Origin of the sequence: Actinoplanes sp. NBRC 103695, assembly GCF_030269485.1 — a bacterium.
GTDB lineage: Bacteria > Actinomycetota > Actinomycetes > Mycobacteriales > Micromonosporaceae > Actinoplanes.
The window spans coordinates 39,237-55,600 of sequence record NZ_BSTL01000043.1 but is presented as its reverse complement, the minus strand read 5'-3'; the positions used below and the strand labels follow the sequence as shown (position 1 = coordinate 55,600).

Annotated in this window: 13 protein-coding genes, 1 tRNA gene and 5 riboswitches; of the genes, 8 read left to right on the top strand and 6 right to left on the bottom strand. The window is 67.5% G+C overall.

Features of this window, described 5'->3' with window-relative positions:
* Positions 1-394 precede the first annotated feature (394 nt).
* The 4 genes from QSK31_RS43990 to QSK31_RS43975 all read right to left on the bottom strand — a co-directional run bounded on the left by QSK31_RS43990 (position 395) and on the right by QSK31_RS43975 (position 4,443).
* Positions 395-2,827, bottom strand: a complete 2,433-nt coding sequence (locus QSK31_RS43990) for a phage/plasmid primase, P4 family (protein WP_285690985.1) — start codon at positions 2,825-2,827, stop codon at positions 395-397.
* Positions 2,828-3,052: 225 nt separating this feature from the next.
* A complete protein-coding gene (locus QSK31_RS43985) occupies positions 3,053-3,349 on the bottom strand; it encodes a helix-turn-helix domain-containing protein (RefSeq protein WP_285690984.1) in 297 nt (98 codons plus the stop codon).
* A gap of 523 nt (positions 3,350-3,872) precedes the next feature.
* Positions 3,873-3,947: transfer RNA gene (locus QSK31_RS43980), tRNA-Ala, on the bottom strand.
* A 40-nt stretch (positions 3,948-3,987) separates the two neighbouring features.
* Positions 3,988-4,443: a hypothetical protein gene (locus QSK31_RS43975; protein ID WP_285690983.1), complete on the bottom strand. Its 456-nt coding sequence runs from the start codon at positions 4,441-4,443 to the stop codon at positions 3,988-3,990.
* A 669-nt stretch (positions 4,444-5,112) separates the two neighbouring features.
* Here QSK31_RS43975 and QSK31_RS43970 point away from each other — a divergent pair.
* The 5 genes from QSK31_RS43970 to QSK31_RS43950 all read left to right on the top strand — a co-directional run bounded on the left by QSK31_RS43970 (position 5,113) and on the right by QSK31_RS43950 (position 10,956).
* Positions 5,113-5,346: a hypothetical protein gene (locus QSK31_RS43970; RefSeq protein ID WP_285690982.1), complete on the top strand. Its 234-nt coding sequence runs from the start codon at positions 5,113-5,115 to the stop codon at positions 5,344-5,346.
* Positions 5,343-6,437 carry a tyrosine-type recombinase/integrase gene (locus QSK31_RS43965; RefSeq protein ID WP_285690981.1) on the top strand — a complete coding sequence of 365 codons (1,095 nt, stop codon included), beginning with the start codon at positions 5,343-5,345 and terminating at the stop codon, positions 6,435-6,437. The genes QSK31_RS43970 and QSK31_RS43965 overlap by 4 nt, the downstream gene beginning before the upstream one ends.
* A 310-nt stretch (positions 6,438-6,747) precedes the next feature.
* Positions 6,748-6,959, top strand: a riboswitch (cobalamin riboswitch).
* Positions 6,960-7,094: 135 nt separating this feature from the next.
* Positions 7,095-9,491, top strand: a complete 2,397-nt coding sequence (locus QSK31_RS43960; RefSeq protein WP_285690980.1) for a ribonucleoside-diphosphate reductase subunit alpha — start codon at positions 7,095-7,097, stop codon at positions 9,489-9,491.
* A 56-nt stretch (positions 9,492-9,547) separates the two neighbouring features.
* Positions 9,548-10,543 (top strand): ribonucleotide-diphosphate reductase subunit beta, encoded by a 996-nt coding sequence (locus QSK31_RS43955; protein WP_285690986.1) that lies wholly within the window; start codon positions 9,548-9,550, stop codon positions 10,541-10,543.
* A gap of 53 nt (positions 10,544-10,596) precedes the next feature.
* Positions 10,597-10,956, top strand: coding sequence for a restriction endonuclease (locus QSK31_RS43950; RefSeq protein WP_285690979.1), 360 nt, complete (start codon positions 10,597-10,599; stop codon positions 10,954-10,956).
* Here QSK31_RS43950 and QSK31_RS43945 read toward each other — a convergent pair.
* Positions 10,895-11,209, bottom strand: coding sequence for a hypothetical protein (locus QSK31_RS43945; RefSeq protein WP_285690978.1), 315 nt, complete (start codon positions 11,207-11,209; stop codon positions 10,895-10,897). The genes QSK31_RS43950 and QSK31_RS43945 overlap by 62 nt on opposite strands.
* Positions 11,210-11,319: 110 nt before the next feature.
* A riboswitch (cobalamin riboswitch) is annotated at positions 11,320-11,533 on the top strand.
* A gap of 114 nt (positions 11,534-11,647) precedes the next feature.
* Here QSK31_RS43945 and metE point away from each other — a divergent pair.
* A complete protein-coding gene (gene metE, locus QSK31_RS43940; protein WP_285690977.1) occupies positions 11,648-13,885 on the top strand; it encodes a 5-methyltetrahydropteroyltriglutamate--homocysteine S-methyltransferase in 2,238 nt (745 codons plus the stop codon).
* A gap of 51 nt (positions 13,886-13,936) precedes the next feature.
* Here metE and QSK31_RS43935 read toward each other — a convergent pair whose 3' ends face one another.
* On the bottom strand, positions 13,937-14,803 hold the full coding sequence (locus QSK31_RS43935) for a MerR family transcriptional regulator (RefSeq protein ID WP_285690976.1): 867 nt from the start codon (positions 14,801-14,803) through the stop codon (positions 13,937-13,939).
* Between the two features lie 71 nt (positions 14,804-14,874).
* A riboswitch (cobalamin riboswitch) is annotated at positions 14,875-15,000 on the bottom strand.
* An 81-nt stretch (positions 15,001-15,081) separates the two neighbouring features.
* Positions 15,082-15,178: riboswitch (cobalamin riboswitch) on the top strand.
* Between the two features lie 41 nt (positions 15,179-15,219).
* Between QSK31_RS43935 and QSK31_RS43930 the strand changes: the two genes are divergently transcribed.
* Both QSK31_RS43930 and QSK31_RS43925 read left to right on the top strand, forming a co-directional pair.
* On the top strand, positions 15,220-15,720 hold the full coding sequence (locus QSK31_RS43930) for an acyl-CoA thioesterase (RefSeq protein ID WP_285690974.1): 501 nt from the start codon (positions 15,220-15,222) through the stop codon (positions 15,718-15,720).
* Positions 15,717-16,097, top strand: coding sequence for a hypothetical protein (locus QSK31_RS43925; RefSeq protein ID WP_285690973.1), 381 nt, complete (start codon positions 15,717-15,719; stop codon positions 16,095-16,097). Before QSK31_RS43930 ends, QSK31_RS43925 begins: the two co-directional genes overlap by 4 nt.
* A 71-nt stretch (positions 16,098-16,168) precedes the next feature.
* Positions 16,169-16,350: riboswitch (cobalamin riboswitch) on the top strand.
* Positions 16,351-16,364 lie beyond the last annotated feature (14 nt).

The window sequence follows — 16,364 nt, the reverse complement described above, 5'->3', positions numbered from 1 at the left end:
GTAACGAGCTGCTGGTTTAGTCGCCTTTGCTCGTACCGGAGGCCCTTCCTCGTGTCCGCGCGACACGCCGCACACGGGCAAGATCGTCGATCTCCGCCAGACCCAGCCTCGGGCCGAACCCCTTATTCACCAGGGTCTAAGTCCACGGGAATCGATCATCGTGTGCGCGCATCAATGGAGTCAGTTCCCACGAACCATCGGTGTCGATGGTCGCCGACCGATGTCGCTGACAACCGAGCCGGGTGACAGGTGACAGGTGATGCCACCATTGCAAGCTGACCGGCATTACGCGCGCACCACACGTCCGCGCGCCCGCGCGCGATAGCCGTCAACCGGGAAACTACGGAACATCTGTCACCTGTCACCCCTCGCCGACGACGAGAACCGCCGCTGATCATGGGTCGATCGGCAGAACAGTTTGTGGATCATTGACCTCTAGAAGAGCGACGCCGGTGTAGAAGCGCTGGCCCTTACCGCCCCGCGCGTCGGCGACACCGAAGCGGCTCTGCAACTCCTGGGTTAAACGCTTAGCCGATACTGGACGCTCGCCCAACTGTTCGCACCACTGCTCGTATGCCCCTCGCAGCACACCGACAGCGGTCCGAACTCCTACAGACCCGGGCTGGCGATGGCACTGCTCGTCGACGAAGCGGCCAACGGTGTCCTGATCTCGGGCATACGCCTCGGTCGCCGACGACACCGACACCGGCTCGCGAAGACCGCCGTGGTGATACGCCGCGGCTCCCGCGATGATCCACGCCAGGACCGCAGGCGCGTCCTGCGCCAGACGCTCTCCGAGCTGCTTGTCCTGTCGCTGCGGTGGCACCACCCGGTTGAACGGCAGCACTCGAATCCTCCGCCAGAACGCCGGGCCTCCCGCCCGAGCCGCCGGCAAGTGATTGCCGAGGAGCCACAGCGTGTGGCTCGGCTCGAACGTGAACCAGTCCCGCCGCATGAACCGGGCCGACAACGAGTCCCGGCCCGTCAGCTGTTTGACCCGCGCTTCAGCGAAACGCTGACCCTCGTCGAGCTCGGCACACACCACCAACCTCGCACCAGACAACTGCGCCAGCTCCGCCGGATGCTCGGCATGCTTCCGCACCATCAACATCTCCGACGACCCCGCCCGCGCATAGCCGTCATCACCACGGCCCAAGGCATGCATCGCCGCCTCCAACAGCGTTGACTTGCCATTCGCTCCAGGACCCACCGCGAACGGAAGCAGCTGCTCCAGCACACTGCCGATGGCCGAAACGCCGATCAACCGCTGCACATACCCCGCCAGCTCGTCATCCTCGCCGAAAGTGTCATGCAAGAAGGCGTCGAAGACCTCCGACCGCCGCTCGAAGTCCGGCGCAACCGTTGTTGACCGCGTATGCAGAAGCGTCGGATCCGCGGCGCGCACCTCGCCGGTACGAAGGTCGACCACACCTGCCGGGGTGTTCAGCTCGTAAGGACGGGCGTCCAACGCGGCCAAGGACACGGTCACCGCAGGGTCTGAACGCGCCAGGCGCACCACGCCGGACACTCCGCCGGCAGACAACGCCTGAGACCGGAATCGACGCCAGCCACCGGCACCGGGCAACTGCCGAGCCAACTCCCTCACGTACTCCCGGTGTCGTTCCGCGTCGTCCCAGACCCACCGATGCCCCGACCAAAGCAACCACGCTCCTCGCTGAGGGCAGTACCTCAGCTCGTGACCGTGGTGGGCGACCAAGGCGCGCGCCAGTCCGTCTTCCGTCGGTCCCCAGGCCGCCGGCGGCGACACCGTTTCGCGTGCGACTCGGGCGTGAGCCGGCGCTGCAGCCTCTGGCTCTCGGACCCCGTGGCTGATTGGCACCGGTTGCACATCGAGGCGTCGACCATATCCGTCATGACGCAGCGCGCGAGCAGCAGCGCGGTGGTCCCCGCCATGGTGCAGCACCGCAAAGGCATGAAACTTCGTCAGCGGCGTTTCCGTTTCGAATACTGTGCTGCTGCTGAACACGAAAAGCCGATCGCGGTCTTCAGCGCGTCCCGTCGTCGCCGAAACTCCCACGTTCTTGCCTGGGCGTCGCCAATACCGCGTACGTCCAACCGTGTGTACAAGCGTCCACCCGGCTGGCACCAGCAAGTCGTTCCAGTCCATACGCCGCTCGAAGTCATCACCTGAAGTGGCGTCCAGTCCGGGTGAAGGCGCACGCAGACTATGCGGGGCGACAGGCGGCGGGGGCGGCATCCCGTCGAGCGCTCTCACCGCATCCAACAACGCTGCCCGTTCGGTCGCGCTGATGGCGGGAATGCGCGACGGCGTTGATCCGCTCAGGGTCACCCACGGGCGACGTGTTTCATGCACGGTTCCGTGGGACGGAGCGACGATGGTGTAGCCACCTTCGCCTCGGGTTTCGGCAAGAGTCTTGACCTTTTCGGTCGCATCAATCGAAAGCTCATACTCATTCGCGGGTCTCCGCGCCAGCTTCAAATTCCGATCGACCGCAGCATCAGTAATCCTGTAAAGGACATGGACTCCTCCGGACGGAGTTCTCTCCCAGTAGCCGTAGGACGTTAGTCGCTTCCATAGATCGGCCAGACCCGCTTCGGCGAGAAGATCAACCAACGCCTGCCCCAGGCCCTCGTCGACTGCTCGGCCCTCGAGCTCGAGCATCTCCAGCCCCGAGGAGGCACCGCCACACACAATCGCCATCCCCGGCGGGTCGCCCGTAAACCATTTTTCGACTTGTCTTCGATCCGGCGGCGTGTGCATATAGCTCCGCCATGCGACAAGAGGAGCCTTACTTCCATCCGCACGGATGGGAATGACGGCGCAACCCGCAGCGAACCAGGCCATTGCCGCCGAGAGCGTATCTGGTGTGCCATTCACTTAGTCCCCATTGATGTTCTTGCGCTCACGACGATTCAGAGCTGTCGAGCCGCTAGCGGCGTAGTCGCCGCTGAGATAGAGTCCTTGGGAGCCAGGCCGCATTTCATTGCGGCCAGGGAGGAGTGACCCCCACAGGAAATCTTGTGGGAGTCAGGTGCTTCCCGGTACCAATCATTCGCGCATTAGGAGTTCCTAGCGGCGCTGTCGCGCGCGTTCCCGACGCACGCGTTGCACCGCCCGCTCATAGCCGCGTTCCTGCTCTCGGACTGCTGCAGGCTTGACTGTGTGGCTGTCGAGGAGCTTCTGCACCTGCGCGGGAGTGAATTTGCGCTTTCTTGCGAGGTGCACGTGCTCGACTTGGCCATCACGGCACTGGTCAGCGAGCCACCGTGCTGAGACCTTCAACTTGGCGGCCACCTGCTCTACGGAGAAGTAGAGCTCCTCGTCGGCGCCCCGGCGCTTCGGCTGCTGGGCATCCTGCTCTGGCATTCGTTCCTCCCGTCGTATGAACGCACCGCGGTGCAGCCATAGGCCGGCCGTAGGGCTGCGGCACCGTTACGGAGGTGTCTGCGGTTGCCAGTCGGAGCCTCGAGGAGGGCCACTGCTGGCTCTTCCGAGCCTTGCCGACGATGGAGGCCGGAGTACAGGCGCGGAGGCCCTAACTGCCGCTGTCCGAGGCTGTCTCGTTGAGGTGGCGGCGTCGTCCCTGGTGCGACTCAGCGACAGTCGGAGGGATGCCTCTCATGCCGAGATTCCCCTGGGAGCCAGATGTGATTTGGGCCACTGTCGTCCAGTATTCAAACAGCCCGGCTGGAGTCTCGAACGACGACCAACAGCCATGATCTTGGGACGTTTCCGCAGATCAGGACCCATTTGAGGGCTAAGGTACGGCTCGTTGCCGAAGAGGCGTGAGCAGCGCTTCAAGATCATTATGTGTGCGCATGTGTGCGCAAAAAATTTCGCACCGTCTAACCTGGATAGTCAGACGGTGCGTTTTCGCTGCTCAGAAGGGTGGAGCTGAGGGGACTCGAACCCCTGACCCCCACACTGCCAGTGTGCGGGTCAGGATCGGGACCCCGTCCGACCCGCCATCCAACGGCGATCAGAATACGCCTGATCTCGGCAACCTACTCGCTGCGATTTGCGAAGAAGCAGTCCTCGGCGGCTTCCAGCGCGGCGATCTCACGCTGTACCTCCACGCCGACCTCTCCCATGAGCGTCGTGTCTCCGACTTCAGTGAGCACGCGTCGAATCTCTTCCGCATGCCGGCCTAATGCGTCGTACTGGGGCGGGCGCGGCACCATGCCCTGCACGAACCCCCTGCCCTCCCCTGTCGCGCTGATGACTTCGATCGAGTGTTTCCGCCGGGCCCGCCGAGAGATGGGTGACGCACCACCGTAGGGAAGGAGGGTGTCGGCACCGAAGGACCTTCGCAGTTCCACCGACAGTCCCGTCAAGGCAGCGGCCAACGCTTCCTGCTGCTTCTTGGTCGCGGTCGCAGGCAGTTTCGCCACGACGGCGTTCTGTTCGTCGCCCCAGAGTGCGTGAAGCGATCGGTCTCTGGCGGTGGTGTACAGGGTCATCGATCAGTCTCCTTCGTCGCAGGCCTGCGGCCTCGCCCTTGGTGTCGGTGTGCTGCGGTCAGTCCCTGCGCTTCTCCCCCACGTCGGCAGGCGAGTTCGTGAGGATCGTCGACGCCGCGGCGCATGCCCGGCGGGCTCCCATCGTCGAGGCCGCCGCCGGCGGGTCGGAAGTTGTCTGCGGCTGTCTGGGGTAGTCCCGGTCTCGGTATGTCTCACGTGTCGCGTCGTAGCTGCGAGGGGCACGTCGTTTGCCGCCGCTGGCGTTGGGGGTGCCCCGGCGGACTACGAGGGACAGCCGAAGACAACTTGTCCGGACTCGGCGACCTTGATGTCCTGGTCAGCGGGGGTGAAGACTTTATGGAGCCAGCCGCGCCTTTTGCCACGGAGGGCCATAGCAACCACGACACGTTGCGCCTTGCCTCGGACGGAAGCATCGACGGGGGTTTCTCGCAGCCCGTCGGCGAGGTGACGGCGATCAGTTCGATCGACTCGCGCCCGTCACGTGCTCTGCCGGCGGCTTCGGTCCGCGGCCTGCCTCTTCCCGGACTCGAACGCGAGAGACCGAAGAGGACCAGCACGGCCCGGTACGCCTTAACCACTGCCGACCGCCAGGGCCGCCTCGCCGACCGCTCACCGCTCAGAGCTCTCGGATGGAGGCCCCGTCAACATGTGGCCATCGCGACGGTTCATGACACGATTCTGATTCGCGCGGAGATGGGCGGACCCGACGCGCTCAATGGCCAGAGCTTCCTGTGCCTGCCGGCCGCGATCCGTCACCGCTGCCACATTCACACCGGCGACCAGCTCCTGATAGCCGCCTACCCACACCAACGTCTGCTCGTGATCTGCACGATCGCCGTCCTCGACAGCCTGCTCGACCCCAGAGTCAGTGCCCTGCCATGAGCGAGCCACAAGCGACCGCCGCGTCGGCACCAGGCCACGAGCTGCAAGCGCTGCATTTGCTGCTCGCCCGCCTCGGGGTAACTCCCGAGCAATTGCTCACCCAGCCGCAGCCGCCAGCGGTCATGCCGACGTTCGACGAGTACATCGAGCGCGTCTCGGCAGCCGTGCCCGAAGGGTCACGCCGCCTCTACAGCACCTACTGGCGCAAAGTCAGCGACGCTTGGGGCAGCCGGCGAATCGACGAACCAGACTCGCTGGAGATCAAACAGCTCGCCGAGCGCGCCAAGCACAGCACCGTTCAGCGACGTAACGCCCGGGGCGGCCGCAGCGCCGCCGAGCACCTCATCTCCGCCGTCCGCTGCCTCTACCAGCACGCTGTCGCTGACCGGCTCATCGCCGCATCCGACAATCCCGCCGCCCGGGTCGCGAAGCCCCGCCGCCTCGCCAGCACCCGCCGAGCTCTGCCTGACCACCAACTTGCCGACATCATCAAGGTCGCCGCCACCACCGGCAACGACCCCGACCTCGACAACCTCATCCTCCGCCTCCACATCGAGACCGCCTGCCGGCGCGGCGGAGCACTCGCCCTGCAACGCGCCGATCTCGATCCCGCCGGGTGCCTCATCCAGCTGCACGAGAAAGGCGAAACGGTCCGCTGGCAGCCCATCTCCCCCACCCTCATGAGTGCCATCCTCGACCACGACGTGCAACGCAGCAGCGGCGATTCGACCGAACGGGTCCTGCGCTACCGCAACGGCCGACCGATTACCCGGCGCCGCTACGACTACCTGTGGCAACGCCTCGGCAAGCACCTCCCCTGGGTCGCCACCCAGCAGGTCAGCATCCACTGGCTCCGGCACACCACCCTCACCTGGGTGGAACGGAACTACGGTTATGCCGTCGCCCGCGCCTACGCCGGCCACAACAGCGGCCGCGACACCGGCGTCACCGCCACCTACGTCCGGGCCGACCTCCACGAAGTGGCGCAAGCTCTGGCCGCGCTCACCGGCGAACCCCATCCCGCCGCCGTGGTGCCTGGCCTTGTCGAGGGCAGCGCAGTGTCCTCACCGGCATCCACGGCGGCCCGATAAGCACATGACCGCACATGCGTCGACGATGGCCCCGGTCTCTGATCGGCGGTGATCGCTCATTGGGCCTTGATGCGAAGGCGCTGATGGTCCGACAGTTGGCGCAGGGACGATCATTCTCATTTACGGTCACCGCGAGAGGCTCTTCCTCCACGCTGCGAGGCTGTCGCGTCACCGGCCGGGCCTGAACGGTCCCCCGGCCGATGGAGTCGCCAGCGACGGTGACCGATGCATCCAGCGACACTCAGTGATGTGGCGTGTGCGACACGCCGACACACCATCTGGTGTTGTGGATTCGTGGGCGTACCCAGATATGGTGTCGCTCGCAGCTGGTTCGATCTTCCTTCCTGGAGGGTCGAGGCAACAGGGAACCCGGTGTGAGTCCGGGACTGCCCCGCAGCGGTGAGCAGGAACGAACGTCGTCATGAAGCACTGGGCGCGAGCCTGGGAAGCGACGGCCAGTAGGTGATCCAGCGATGGGTCGCGCCTGCGAGTCCGAAGACCTGCCAGCGCGCCGTGCACCGGCCGGTGCACGGCGGTCGAAGGCCGCGTGGGACGGCCGACGCCATCAGCCGTGGGCCGCGCCTTCTGCGTGGGCTCGTTCGGCGGCGTCCTCCTGCGTGTCCGTCGGCCTTTGGGGTTAGGCCGAAGAGGGGGACGATGACCGTCATCGAGCAGGAGACCGCGGTGCCGGAGCAGCGCCGGCACGGGATGCAGGTTCGTAAGCGCAACGGCGACACCGAGACGGTGGACGTCAACAAGATCGTCAAGGCCGTCGAGCGGTGGGTCGACGACTTGGACGAGGTCGACCCGCTGCGGGTGGCCACCAAGACGATCAGCGGCCTGTACGACGGGGCGACGACCGCTGAGCTGGACAAACTGTCGATCCAGACAGCGGCCGAGCTGATCGGCGAGGAGCCGCAGTACTCGAAGCTGGCGGCTCGCCTGCTGGCCGCGTACGTCGACAAAGAGGTCCGCAACCAGGGGGTCGCTTCCTTCAGTCAGTCGATCCGGTACGCGCATCAGCAGGGCCTGATCGGGGAGAAGACCCTGGCGTTCGTGACGTTGAATGCGAGGAAGCTGGACGACGCGATCGACAATGGCGGTGACCTGCGGTTCGAGTATTTCGGGCTGCGCACCGTGGCCGACCGCTACCTGCTGCGGCACCCGGAGACCCGCGAGGTCGTGGAGACCCCGCAGTACTGGCTGCTGCGTGTGGCGTGCGGCCTGTCGCAGACCCCGGCGGAGGCGATCGGCTTCTACCGGCTGATGTCGTCGCTGGCCTATCTGCCCAGTTCACCGACGCTGTTCAACTCGGGCACCCGGCACACCCAGATGTCGTCGTGCTTCCTGGTCGACTCCCCCAAGGACGAGCTCGACTCGATCTACGAGCGCTACCACCAGGTCGCCAAGCTGTCCAAGTTCTCCGGCGGCATCGGCATCTCCTGGAGCCGGATCCGCGGCCGCAACGCCCTCATCCGGGGCACCAACGGCAAGTCCAACGGCATCGTCCCTTTCCTGAAGACGCTCGACGCGGGCGTCGCGGCGGTCAACCAGGGCGGCCGGCGCAAGGGCGCCGCCTGCGTCTACCTCGAGCCGTGGCACCCGGACATCGAGGAATTCCTCGAGCTGCGCGATAACACCGGCGAAGACTCCCGCCGCACCCACAACCTCAACCTCGCCAATTGGATCCCCGACGAGTTCATGCGCCGCGTCGAGGCCGACGGCGAGTGGTCCCTGATCGACCCCAGCGATGCGCCGGAGTTGCCGGACCTGTTTGGCGAGGCGTTCGACGAGGCCTACCGGGCAGCGGAGAAGAAGGCCGTGAAGACGGTCAAGGCCCGCGACTTGTACGGCCGGATGATGCGCACCCTGGCCCAGACCGGCAACGGCTGGATGACGTTCAAGGACCGCTCGAACGGCCTATCCAACCAGACCGGCGAGCCCGGCAACAACATCCACCTGTCCAATCTGTGCACCGAGATCCTCGAGGTCAACTCCGACGACGAGACCGCGGTCTGCAACCTCGGCTCGATCAACCTCGGCGCCCACGTCACCGCCGACGGGGTCGACTGGGAGAAGCTGCGCTCGACCGTCCGCACAGCCGTGGTGTTCCTGGACCGTGTGATCGACATCAACTACTACCCGAGCAAGCAGGCCGAGGCGTCGAACCCGCGCTGGCGTCCGGTCGGGCTCGGTCTGATGGGTTTGCAGGACGCGTTCTTCACGCTGCGGCTGCCATTCGACTCCCCCGAGGCGAAGGAGCTCTCGACCCGCGTGCAGGAGGAGATCTTCCTGACAGCGCTGGAGTCTTCCGTCGGTCTGGCCGAGCAGTTCGGTCCGCACCCGGCCTACCCGGAGACCCGCGCCGCCAAGGGCGACCTGCACCACGAGCTGTGGGGCGCCGAGGCAACCCAGAACGAACGATGGGCTGCCCTGAAGGAAAACGTCGCCGAGCACGGCCTGCGCAACTCGCTGCTGATCGCGATCGCTCCCACGGCCACGATCGCGTCGATCGCCGGCTGCTACGAGTGCATCGAGCCGCAGGTGTCCAACCTCTTCAAACGCGAGACGATGTCCGGCGAGTTCCTTCAGATCAACACCTATCTGGTACGGGAACTGAAGGCTCGCGGCCTCTGGACGGCACAGGTCCGCGACGTCATCAAGCGCGCTGAGGGTTCCGTGCAGGGCATCACCGACCTGCCGGCCGAGGTCCGCGAGCTGTTCCGCACCGCGTGGGAGCTGCCGCAGAAGGCGCTGATCGAGCTGGCCGCCGCCCGGCAGCCCTACATCGACCAGTCGCAGTCGCTCAACCTGTTCCTCAGCTCGCCGACCATCGGCAAGTTGTCGTCGATGTACAACTACGCCTGGAAGGCCGGGCTGAAGACCACGTACTACCTGCGGTCCCGTCCCGCGACGCGGATCCAGCAGGCCACGGTGTCCGTCGCCCCGGCCGCCGCGGCGACCCCGGCCATTGCTCCGCTCGCCGTCATCGCCGACGACGAGGCGATCGCCTGCTCCCTGGAAAACCCGGAATCTTGCGAGGCCTGTCAGTGACCACCATTCCCGAACCCCGCGTCAGCACCGACCCGGCCACCGGCGGCGGGCAGCGGATGCTGCTCGACCCCGGCATGGACCTCACGCTGCGGCCGATGCGTTACCCGCACTTCTTCGACCGGTTCAAGGACGCCATCAAGAACACCTGGACCGTCGAGGAGGTCGACCTGCACTCCGATCTCGCCGACCTGGCCAAACTCTCCCCCGCCGAACAACACCTGGTCTCCCGGCTGGTCGCCTTCTTCGCCACCGGCGACACGATCGTGGCCAACAACCTGGTCCTCAACCTCTACCAGCACGTCAACTCCCCCGAGGGCCGGCTCTACCTGTCCCGCCAGCTGTTCGAGGAGGCCGTGCACGTCCAGTTCTACCTCAACCTCCTCGACACCTACGTCCCCAACGAGCAGGAGCGGTTCGAGGCGTTCGCCGCCGTCGAGAACATCCCCTCGATCGCCCGCAAAGCCGAGTTCTGCTTCAAGTGGATCGACTCGATCTACGAGATGCGCGAACTCAAGACCCGCGACGACCGGCGGGCCTTCCTGCTCAACGTCATCTGCTTCGCCGCCTGCATCGAAGGCCTGTTCTTCTACGGCGCCTTCGCCTACGTGTACTTCCTGCGCTCACGCGGCCTGCTCAACGGCCTCGCCTCCGGCACCAACTGGGTGTTCCGCGACGAGAGCATGCACATGGCGTTCGCCTTCGACGTCGTCGAGACGGTCCGCGCCGAGGAGCCGGACCTGTTCGACGCCGAGATGGAGCAGCAGGTCAAGGACATGCTCGCCGAGGCCGTCGAGTGCGAGGTCCAGTTCGCCGCCGACCTGCTCGAACAAGGCGTCTCCGGCATGTCCCTGACCGACATGCGGGAATACCTCCAGCACGTCGCCGACCGCCGCCTCGGTGCCCTGGGCATCGAACCGCTCTACGGCAGCAAGAACCCGTTCGCCTTCATGGAACTGCAGGACGTCCAGGAACTCTCCAACTTCTTCGAGCGCCGCGTCTCCGCCTACCAGGTCGGCGTCACCGGAAGCGTCAGCTTCGACGACGACTTCTGATCGTCGCGGCCGGCGCCAAGGCGCCTTGGCGCCGGCCGAGGCATCCCAACACCATGAAGACAACAGACCATAGGCTCACCGAGCGAGTCGCAGCGCTGATGCGCGCCGGCGGATGGCAGCAGGTGACCATCACCGCCGTCATGGGGCACCTCGGCACCGACGTGACCGGGCTGGGCACCGATGGACGGCGCTGGCTGCTGCGCTGCCACAGCGACCCGGACCGGGTCACCCCCGTCGACGTGCACCGCTTCGCGGGCACCGCGCGTCAGCTACGCCGCAGCGATGTCACCATGATCGTCGTGGACGGCCCGGCAAGGCTGCCCTTGCTGGACGCGGCCTCGACGGCGGGAATCACCTTCGTCGACGCCGCGAGCTTGTCGTGGTGGACGGCGCTGCAGTCGCGCGACCTTTGATCGGACCACCGCTGACAACGACTGACACCTGCTCACATCTACAGTCGTCGGGCCCGGCGGCAGTCATGATCTCCTCGATCCGGGCCAGCCGCGCGTTCGCGTCTTTCAGTTGCTGCTGGAGCCGGGTGATACGTGACGAGCGGGCGCCCATCTGCCTGCGGCTGGCGTCAAGGCGTTCGAAGTCGGCCGGTCGGACGGCGACCATCTCCCGGCCGTCGACGATCACGGTACGGCGGTCGATCTTGCCGGCCATGCGACACCCTTCCGCGGGACGGACACCAGAGAACAAGTCAACCACGTGACGGCCAACCCATTTGTCTCGTACGGCGGACACCGTTGTCCACAAGGCGCCGCAAGGCCCGTACGATATGCGGCGGTGCTGGTTCGCCCTGTCCGCCAGGCAGGGTGTCGTAAGAGGGAACCCGGTGTGAGACCGGGACTGCCCCGCAGCGGTGAGCGGGAACGACCGCCGTCATCAAGCACTGGGCCGCAAGGCCTGGGAAGCGACGGCCAGTAGGAGATCCAGCAATGGGTCGCGCCCGCAAGTCCGAAGACCTGCCAACACTGCGTACACCGCCGGTGTGCGCCGCCGGCGACCCCTCGGGAGGGTCAGGGCGGAAGCCGGCGCCGCGCCGTGCCTTCCCTCCCCCGTCCCGTGTGCTTGCCGGACGCTTCGAGGGAAGGACCCACTGTGAATACCGCATTCGGCCAGAGCACCGTGCTCGGCTACCCCCGCATCGGCGCCAACCGCGAGCTCAAGAAGGCCGTCGAAGCCTATTGGGCCGGCACGATCGACGCCGCCGCGCTCGAACAGACTGCCGCCGGCCTGCGTGCCGACGTGTGGCAGACGCTACGCAACGCACGCCTGGACGCGATCCCGTCCAACACTTTCTCCTACTACGACCACGTCCTCGACACCGCCGTCGCGGTCGGCGCGATCCCGGCCCGCTTCCGCCGGCTCGGGCTGTCCGAGTTGGACACCTACTTCGCCATGGCCCGTGGCGTCGATGCGGAGCCTGCGCTCGAGCTGACCAAGTGGTTCGCCACCAACTACCACTACCTGGTCCCCGAGATCGACGCCGACACGGTCTTCACCGCCAGCCCCGCCAAGGCCCTTCAGGAGTACGCCGAGGCGAACGTGCTCGGCATCAGCACCCGGCCGGTGCTCGTCGGCCCGGCGACATTCTTGCTGCTGGCCAAGGGAGCCGACCCGTTCGCTCGCCTCGGCGACCTGGTCGAGACCTACGCGCAGATCCTCGCCACCCTCGCTGAGGCCGGGGTCGGCTGGGTGCAGCTGGACGAGCCTGCCTACGTCGCCGACCGCACTCCGGCCGAGATCGACGCCCTGCGGGCTGCTTACGCCCGCCTGGGTGAACTGCGGAACCGGCCGAAGATCTTCGTCGCCACCTACTTCGGCGAGCTCGGCGACGCTCTGCCCGCCCTGCTCGCCACCCCGGTCGAGGCGGTCGGCCTGGACCTGGTCGCCGGCCGCGGCAACCTGGAACGGCTGGCCTCGGCCGGGCCGCTGCGCGGCAAGACGATCGTCGCCGGGCTGGTCGACGGGCACAACATCTGGCGTACGGACCTGCGCGCCGCCATCACCGCCGGGGTCACCGTCGCGGGGCTTGTGGACCACATCGCCGTGAGCTCGTCGTGCTCGCTGCTGCACGTACCCGTGGATCTCGATCTTGAATCTGATCTTGATCCTGAGCTGACCGCGCGGCTCGCCTTCGCCCGGCAGAAGGTCGATGAGATCGTGCTGCTCGGGCGCGCGCTACGCGACGGCACCGCCGAGCTGCCCGCGCCGACCCCGCAGATTCCCGCCGGGTGGCGGCACGACGATGTCCGTGGCCGGCTGTCGGCGCTGCGGCCGGCCGACCGGCAGCGCGGCGACTACGCCACCCGGGCTGCCAGCCAGCAGGAACGGCTGCGTCTGCCGGAGCTGCCGACCACCACGATCGGGTCGTTCCCGCAGACCACCGAGCTGCGCAAGGCCCGCGCGGAGCTTCGCGCGGGCATCCTCGACGCGGCCGGTTACGAGCAGCGGATGCGCGGCGAGGTCGAGCACGTCATCCGCCTGCAGGAGCGGCTCGGTCTGGACGTGCTGGTGCACGGCGAACCCGAGCGCAACGACATGGTGCAGTACTTCGGCGAGCAGCTCGACGGGTTCGCCGCCACCGCCCACGGCTGGGTCCAGTCCTACGGCTCGCGCTGTGTCCGGCCGCCGATCATCTACGGCGACGTGGCCCGCAAGACACCGATGACGGTCGGCTGGTCCACGTACGCGCAGTCGCTGACGGCCAAGCCGGTCAAGGGCATGCTCACCGGCCCGGTCACCATCCTGGCCTGGAGCTTCGTCCGCACCGACCAGCCCCTCGCGGACACCGCCGACCAGGTGGCGCTCGCGCTGCGCGACGAGTGCCGTGATCTGGAGGCGGCGGGCATCCGGGTGATCCAGGTCGACGAGCCCGCCCTGCGAGAGACCTTGCCGCTGCGCAAGGCGGACCAGAAGGCCTATCTGGAGTGGGCGGTCGGATCGTTCCGGCTGGCCACCAGCGGGGTCGCCGACGCCACCCAGATCCACACTCACCTGTGCTACTCGGAGTTCGGCGAGGTCATCACCGCGATCGATGCCCTCGACGCCGACGTCACCAGCATCGAGGCCTCCCGCTCGAATATGGAGGTCCTCGACGACCTGGCCGCCATCGGCTACGGCCGCGGTGTCGGCCCGGGTGTGTGGGACATCCACTCCCCGCGGGTGCCGTCGCACGCCGAGGTGGTCGAAGGCCTGCGCCGGGCCGTCGCCGCGGTCCCGGCCCGCCGGGTGTGGGTCAACCCCGACTGCGGCCTGAAAACCCGCGGGTACGCCGAGGTCGAAGCGTCCCTGGCCCACCTGGTCGCGGCCGCCGCCGAGGTCCGCGGCAAGTAGAAGCCTTATCCCCCTCCGCCGGGCGGAGCCGTCCCACAGGCTCCGCCCGGCCTAATCCACTCCGCCTTCGGTCAAGCCGGCAACCGTCGCTACGACGTCCGCGAGCGTGTGACAGGTGATGGCCGTGCCACCGGTGTGCGGCGGCCATCCCCGTCCGGCGGCAACGACGCTGGGCCGCCATCCTGGTGTGCCGGTGAGCGCCTCGATCAGCGCGGGCACGCCGGGACGCCACCGGTGGCTCCACACCACAACGGCCACCGGGTGGCTGCGGGCGACCGTGTCGGTGAGTGCCTCGTGGTGCAAGCCTGCTCCGAGATGCAGTGACCCGATTCCCTTCTCAGCGAGTGCGGCGGCCAGGCCGTCGAGAGCGGCGACATCGCGGCCGGCGTCGGCGGCTACGAGAAGGACGCTGACCGGGGTGCCGGCGGCGGGACGAGGGACGGTGGCGAAGACCTCGCTGAGAGTGCGGGCGAGGAGCCGGCGTACGGCCGCCTTGTGATGATCCGGGTAATGCGCCCGGCTGATGTGGGTGAACGCCGGCCCTGTCAGAGTGTGGTAGGTGTGCACGACGCCGTGGGTGGCGACCGCGTCGGCCAGGGTTTCGCGGAGGGCGAGCACGTCGAGGCGGTTGGCCGCGCGGGCCAGACCGCGGGCCGCGGAGGCGGTGCTGCGGTTGAGCGCAGGATGCTCGGCCGGCCACGGCACCGTCTCGCGGCCGGCCAGCCGGGCCGCCTCGGCGGCGGGTACCCCGCGGGCGGTCAGCTGGGCCATCACGGTCACGGCGGCCACGTCACGCCGGGTGTATCGGCGATGCTTGCCGGACTCGTGGCCGGTCGGGCCCAGCCCGTATCGCTGGTGCCAGGTCCGCAGCGTCGTCACCGCGACGCCCAGCCTGCGCGCGAGCACGCCCGCGCTCACATCGTCATCGTCAAAGGTGTGGGAATCCACCGCCGACCCGCCCTCGAGGTCACCGAAAAGACCGCGCCCGGTCGGGACACGGGCAGCCGGCAGGTATCGGACTCTCACCGTTGCGGGGCAGTCCCGGAGTCGCACCGGGTTCCCTCTTTCGTCACCCGTCCTGGCAGGGCGGGCGAACCAACTGCCCGCTCAGTCTAGCGAGACGTGATCGCGGGGCCACCGGCGTCGGTGCAACCCGCGTCACTGCCGAGATCGATCTCCGCCGTGGCCGGTGCCGATATGCTCGGCTCAGCGCTGGTTCAGGGAACCTGGTGGAACTCCGGGACTGCCCCGCAACGGTGAGAGTCCGATACCTGCCCGCGCCGCACAACAGCCATCGGAGGCCTCGTGGGTGGGCCGGGCAGGAGAAGATCGTCATGACAGCAGGCCGTCCGCCGTCGGCGTCCGAGCTGACCTTGTCGCAGATCATGGATCAACACGACACCAACCTCATGGGCACGGTCCACGGCGGTCAGGTTCTCAACCTGATCGACTCGGTCGCGGGCGTCGTCGCCGCCCGCCACTCCGACGGGCCGGCGGTGACCGCGGTCATGGACGAGACCGCCTTCCTGCGGGCCGTCCGGGTCGGTGATGTCGTGCACGTCGCGGCCCGGATCACGTGGGCCGGGCGCAGCTCGATGGAGGTCGCGGTGAAGGTCACCGCCGACCGCTGGGACCGCGCTGTGCCACCCACCACCGTCGCCACCTCGCATCTGGTGATGGTCGCGGTCGACGACGACGGCAAACCGCGCATAGTGCCAGCCCTGCTCCCTGAGACCGACGCCGACCGGCGCGCTTTCCGGCAGGCCGAGATCCGGCGCGAACACCGCCTGACATTGCGGGCGGCGCTCGCAGAGGATGAGAATTTTCCGTCATGACCCCGGCGGAGATCACCCGGAAGCTGGACGAGCTGGTGTGGGAGATCGCCTACCTGGGCGAGGTGTCGCAGGAGGACGCGCGCCGGCTGCGGGCCGCCGCGCACCGGCTCGCGGACGCCGCCGACACCATGTTCGTGCCGGCCGCGACCCGGATCGCGGCGCTGACCAGCCTGCTGCTGTCGCTGGCCGGGTTCGTGCGGGCCTCGCCGCTGGAACGCGGCCGGGCCGCGGACGACCTGATCCGGCTCGCCACAGACGTCCTCACCGTGGAGAAGGGTCTGGCGATGACCGAGACCGGCCTATCCGCGACGGAACTCGCCGACGAGTACGACAAGCCCGTCGACGAGGTGCGCGCGGCCATGCGGAAGGCCGATTAACCGGCAACCCCGGTGGCGTTCAGGCAGCGCGGGGTGGCGAAGACCATGGTGACGGGCGGCATCGACGCTGGTTAGGGTGGCGGTGCCGTGGTGTTCGGGAAGCCGGTGTGATGCCGGCGCGGCCCTCGCCACTGTGATCGGGAGCCGGAGGCCGTCCCCGCAAGGGGGTCACTGGGCGCGTGAGCGTCTGGGAAGGCCAGTCTTCGGAGCAGCACCCGTCAGCCAGGAGACCGGCCACGGCACCGAGACGACCCGTCCACGAGGTGC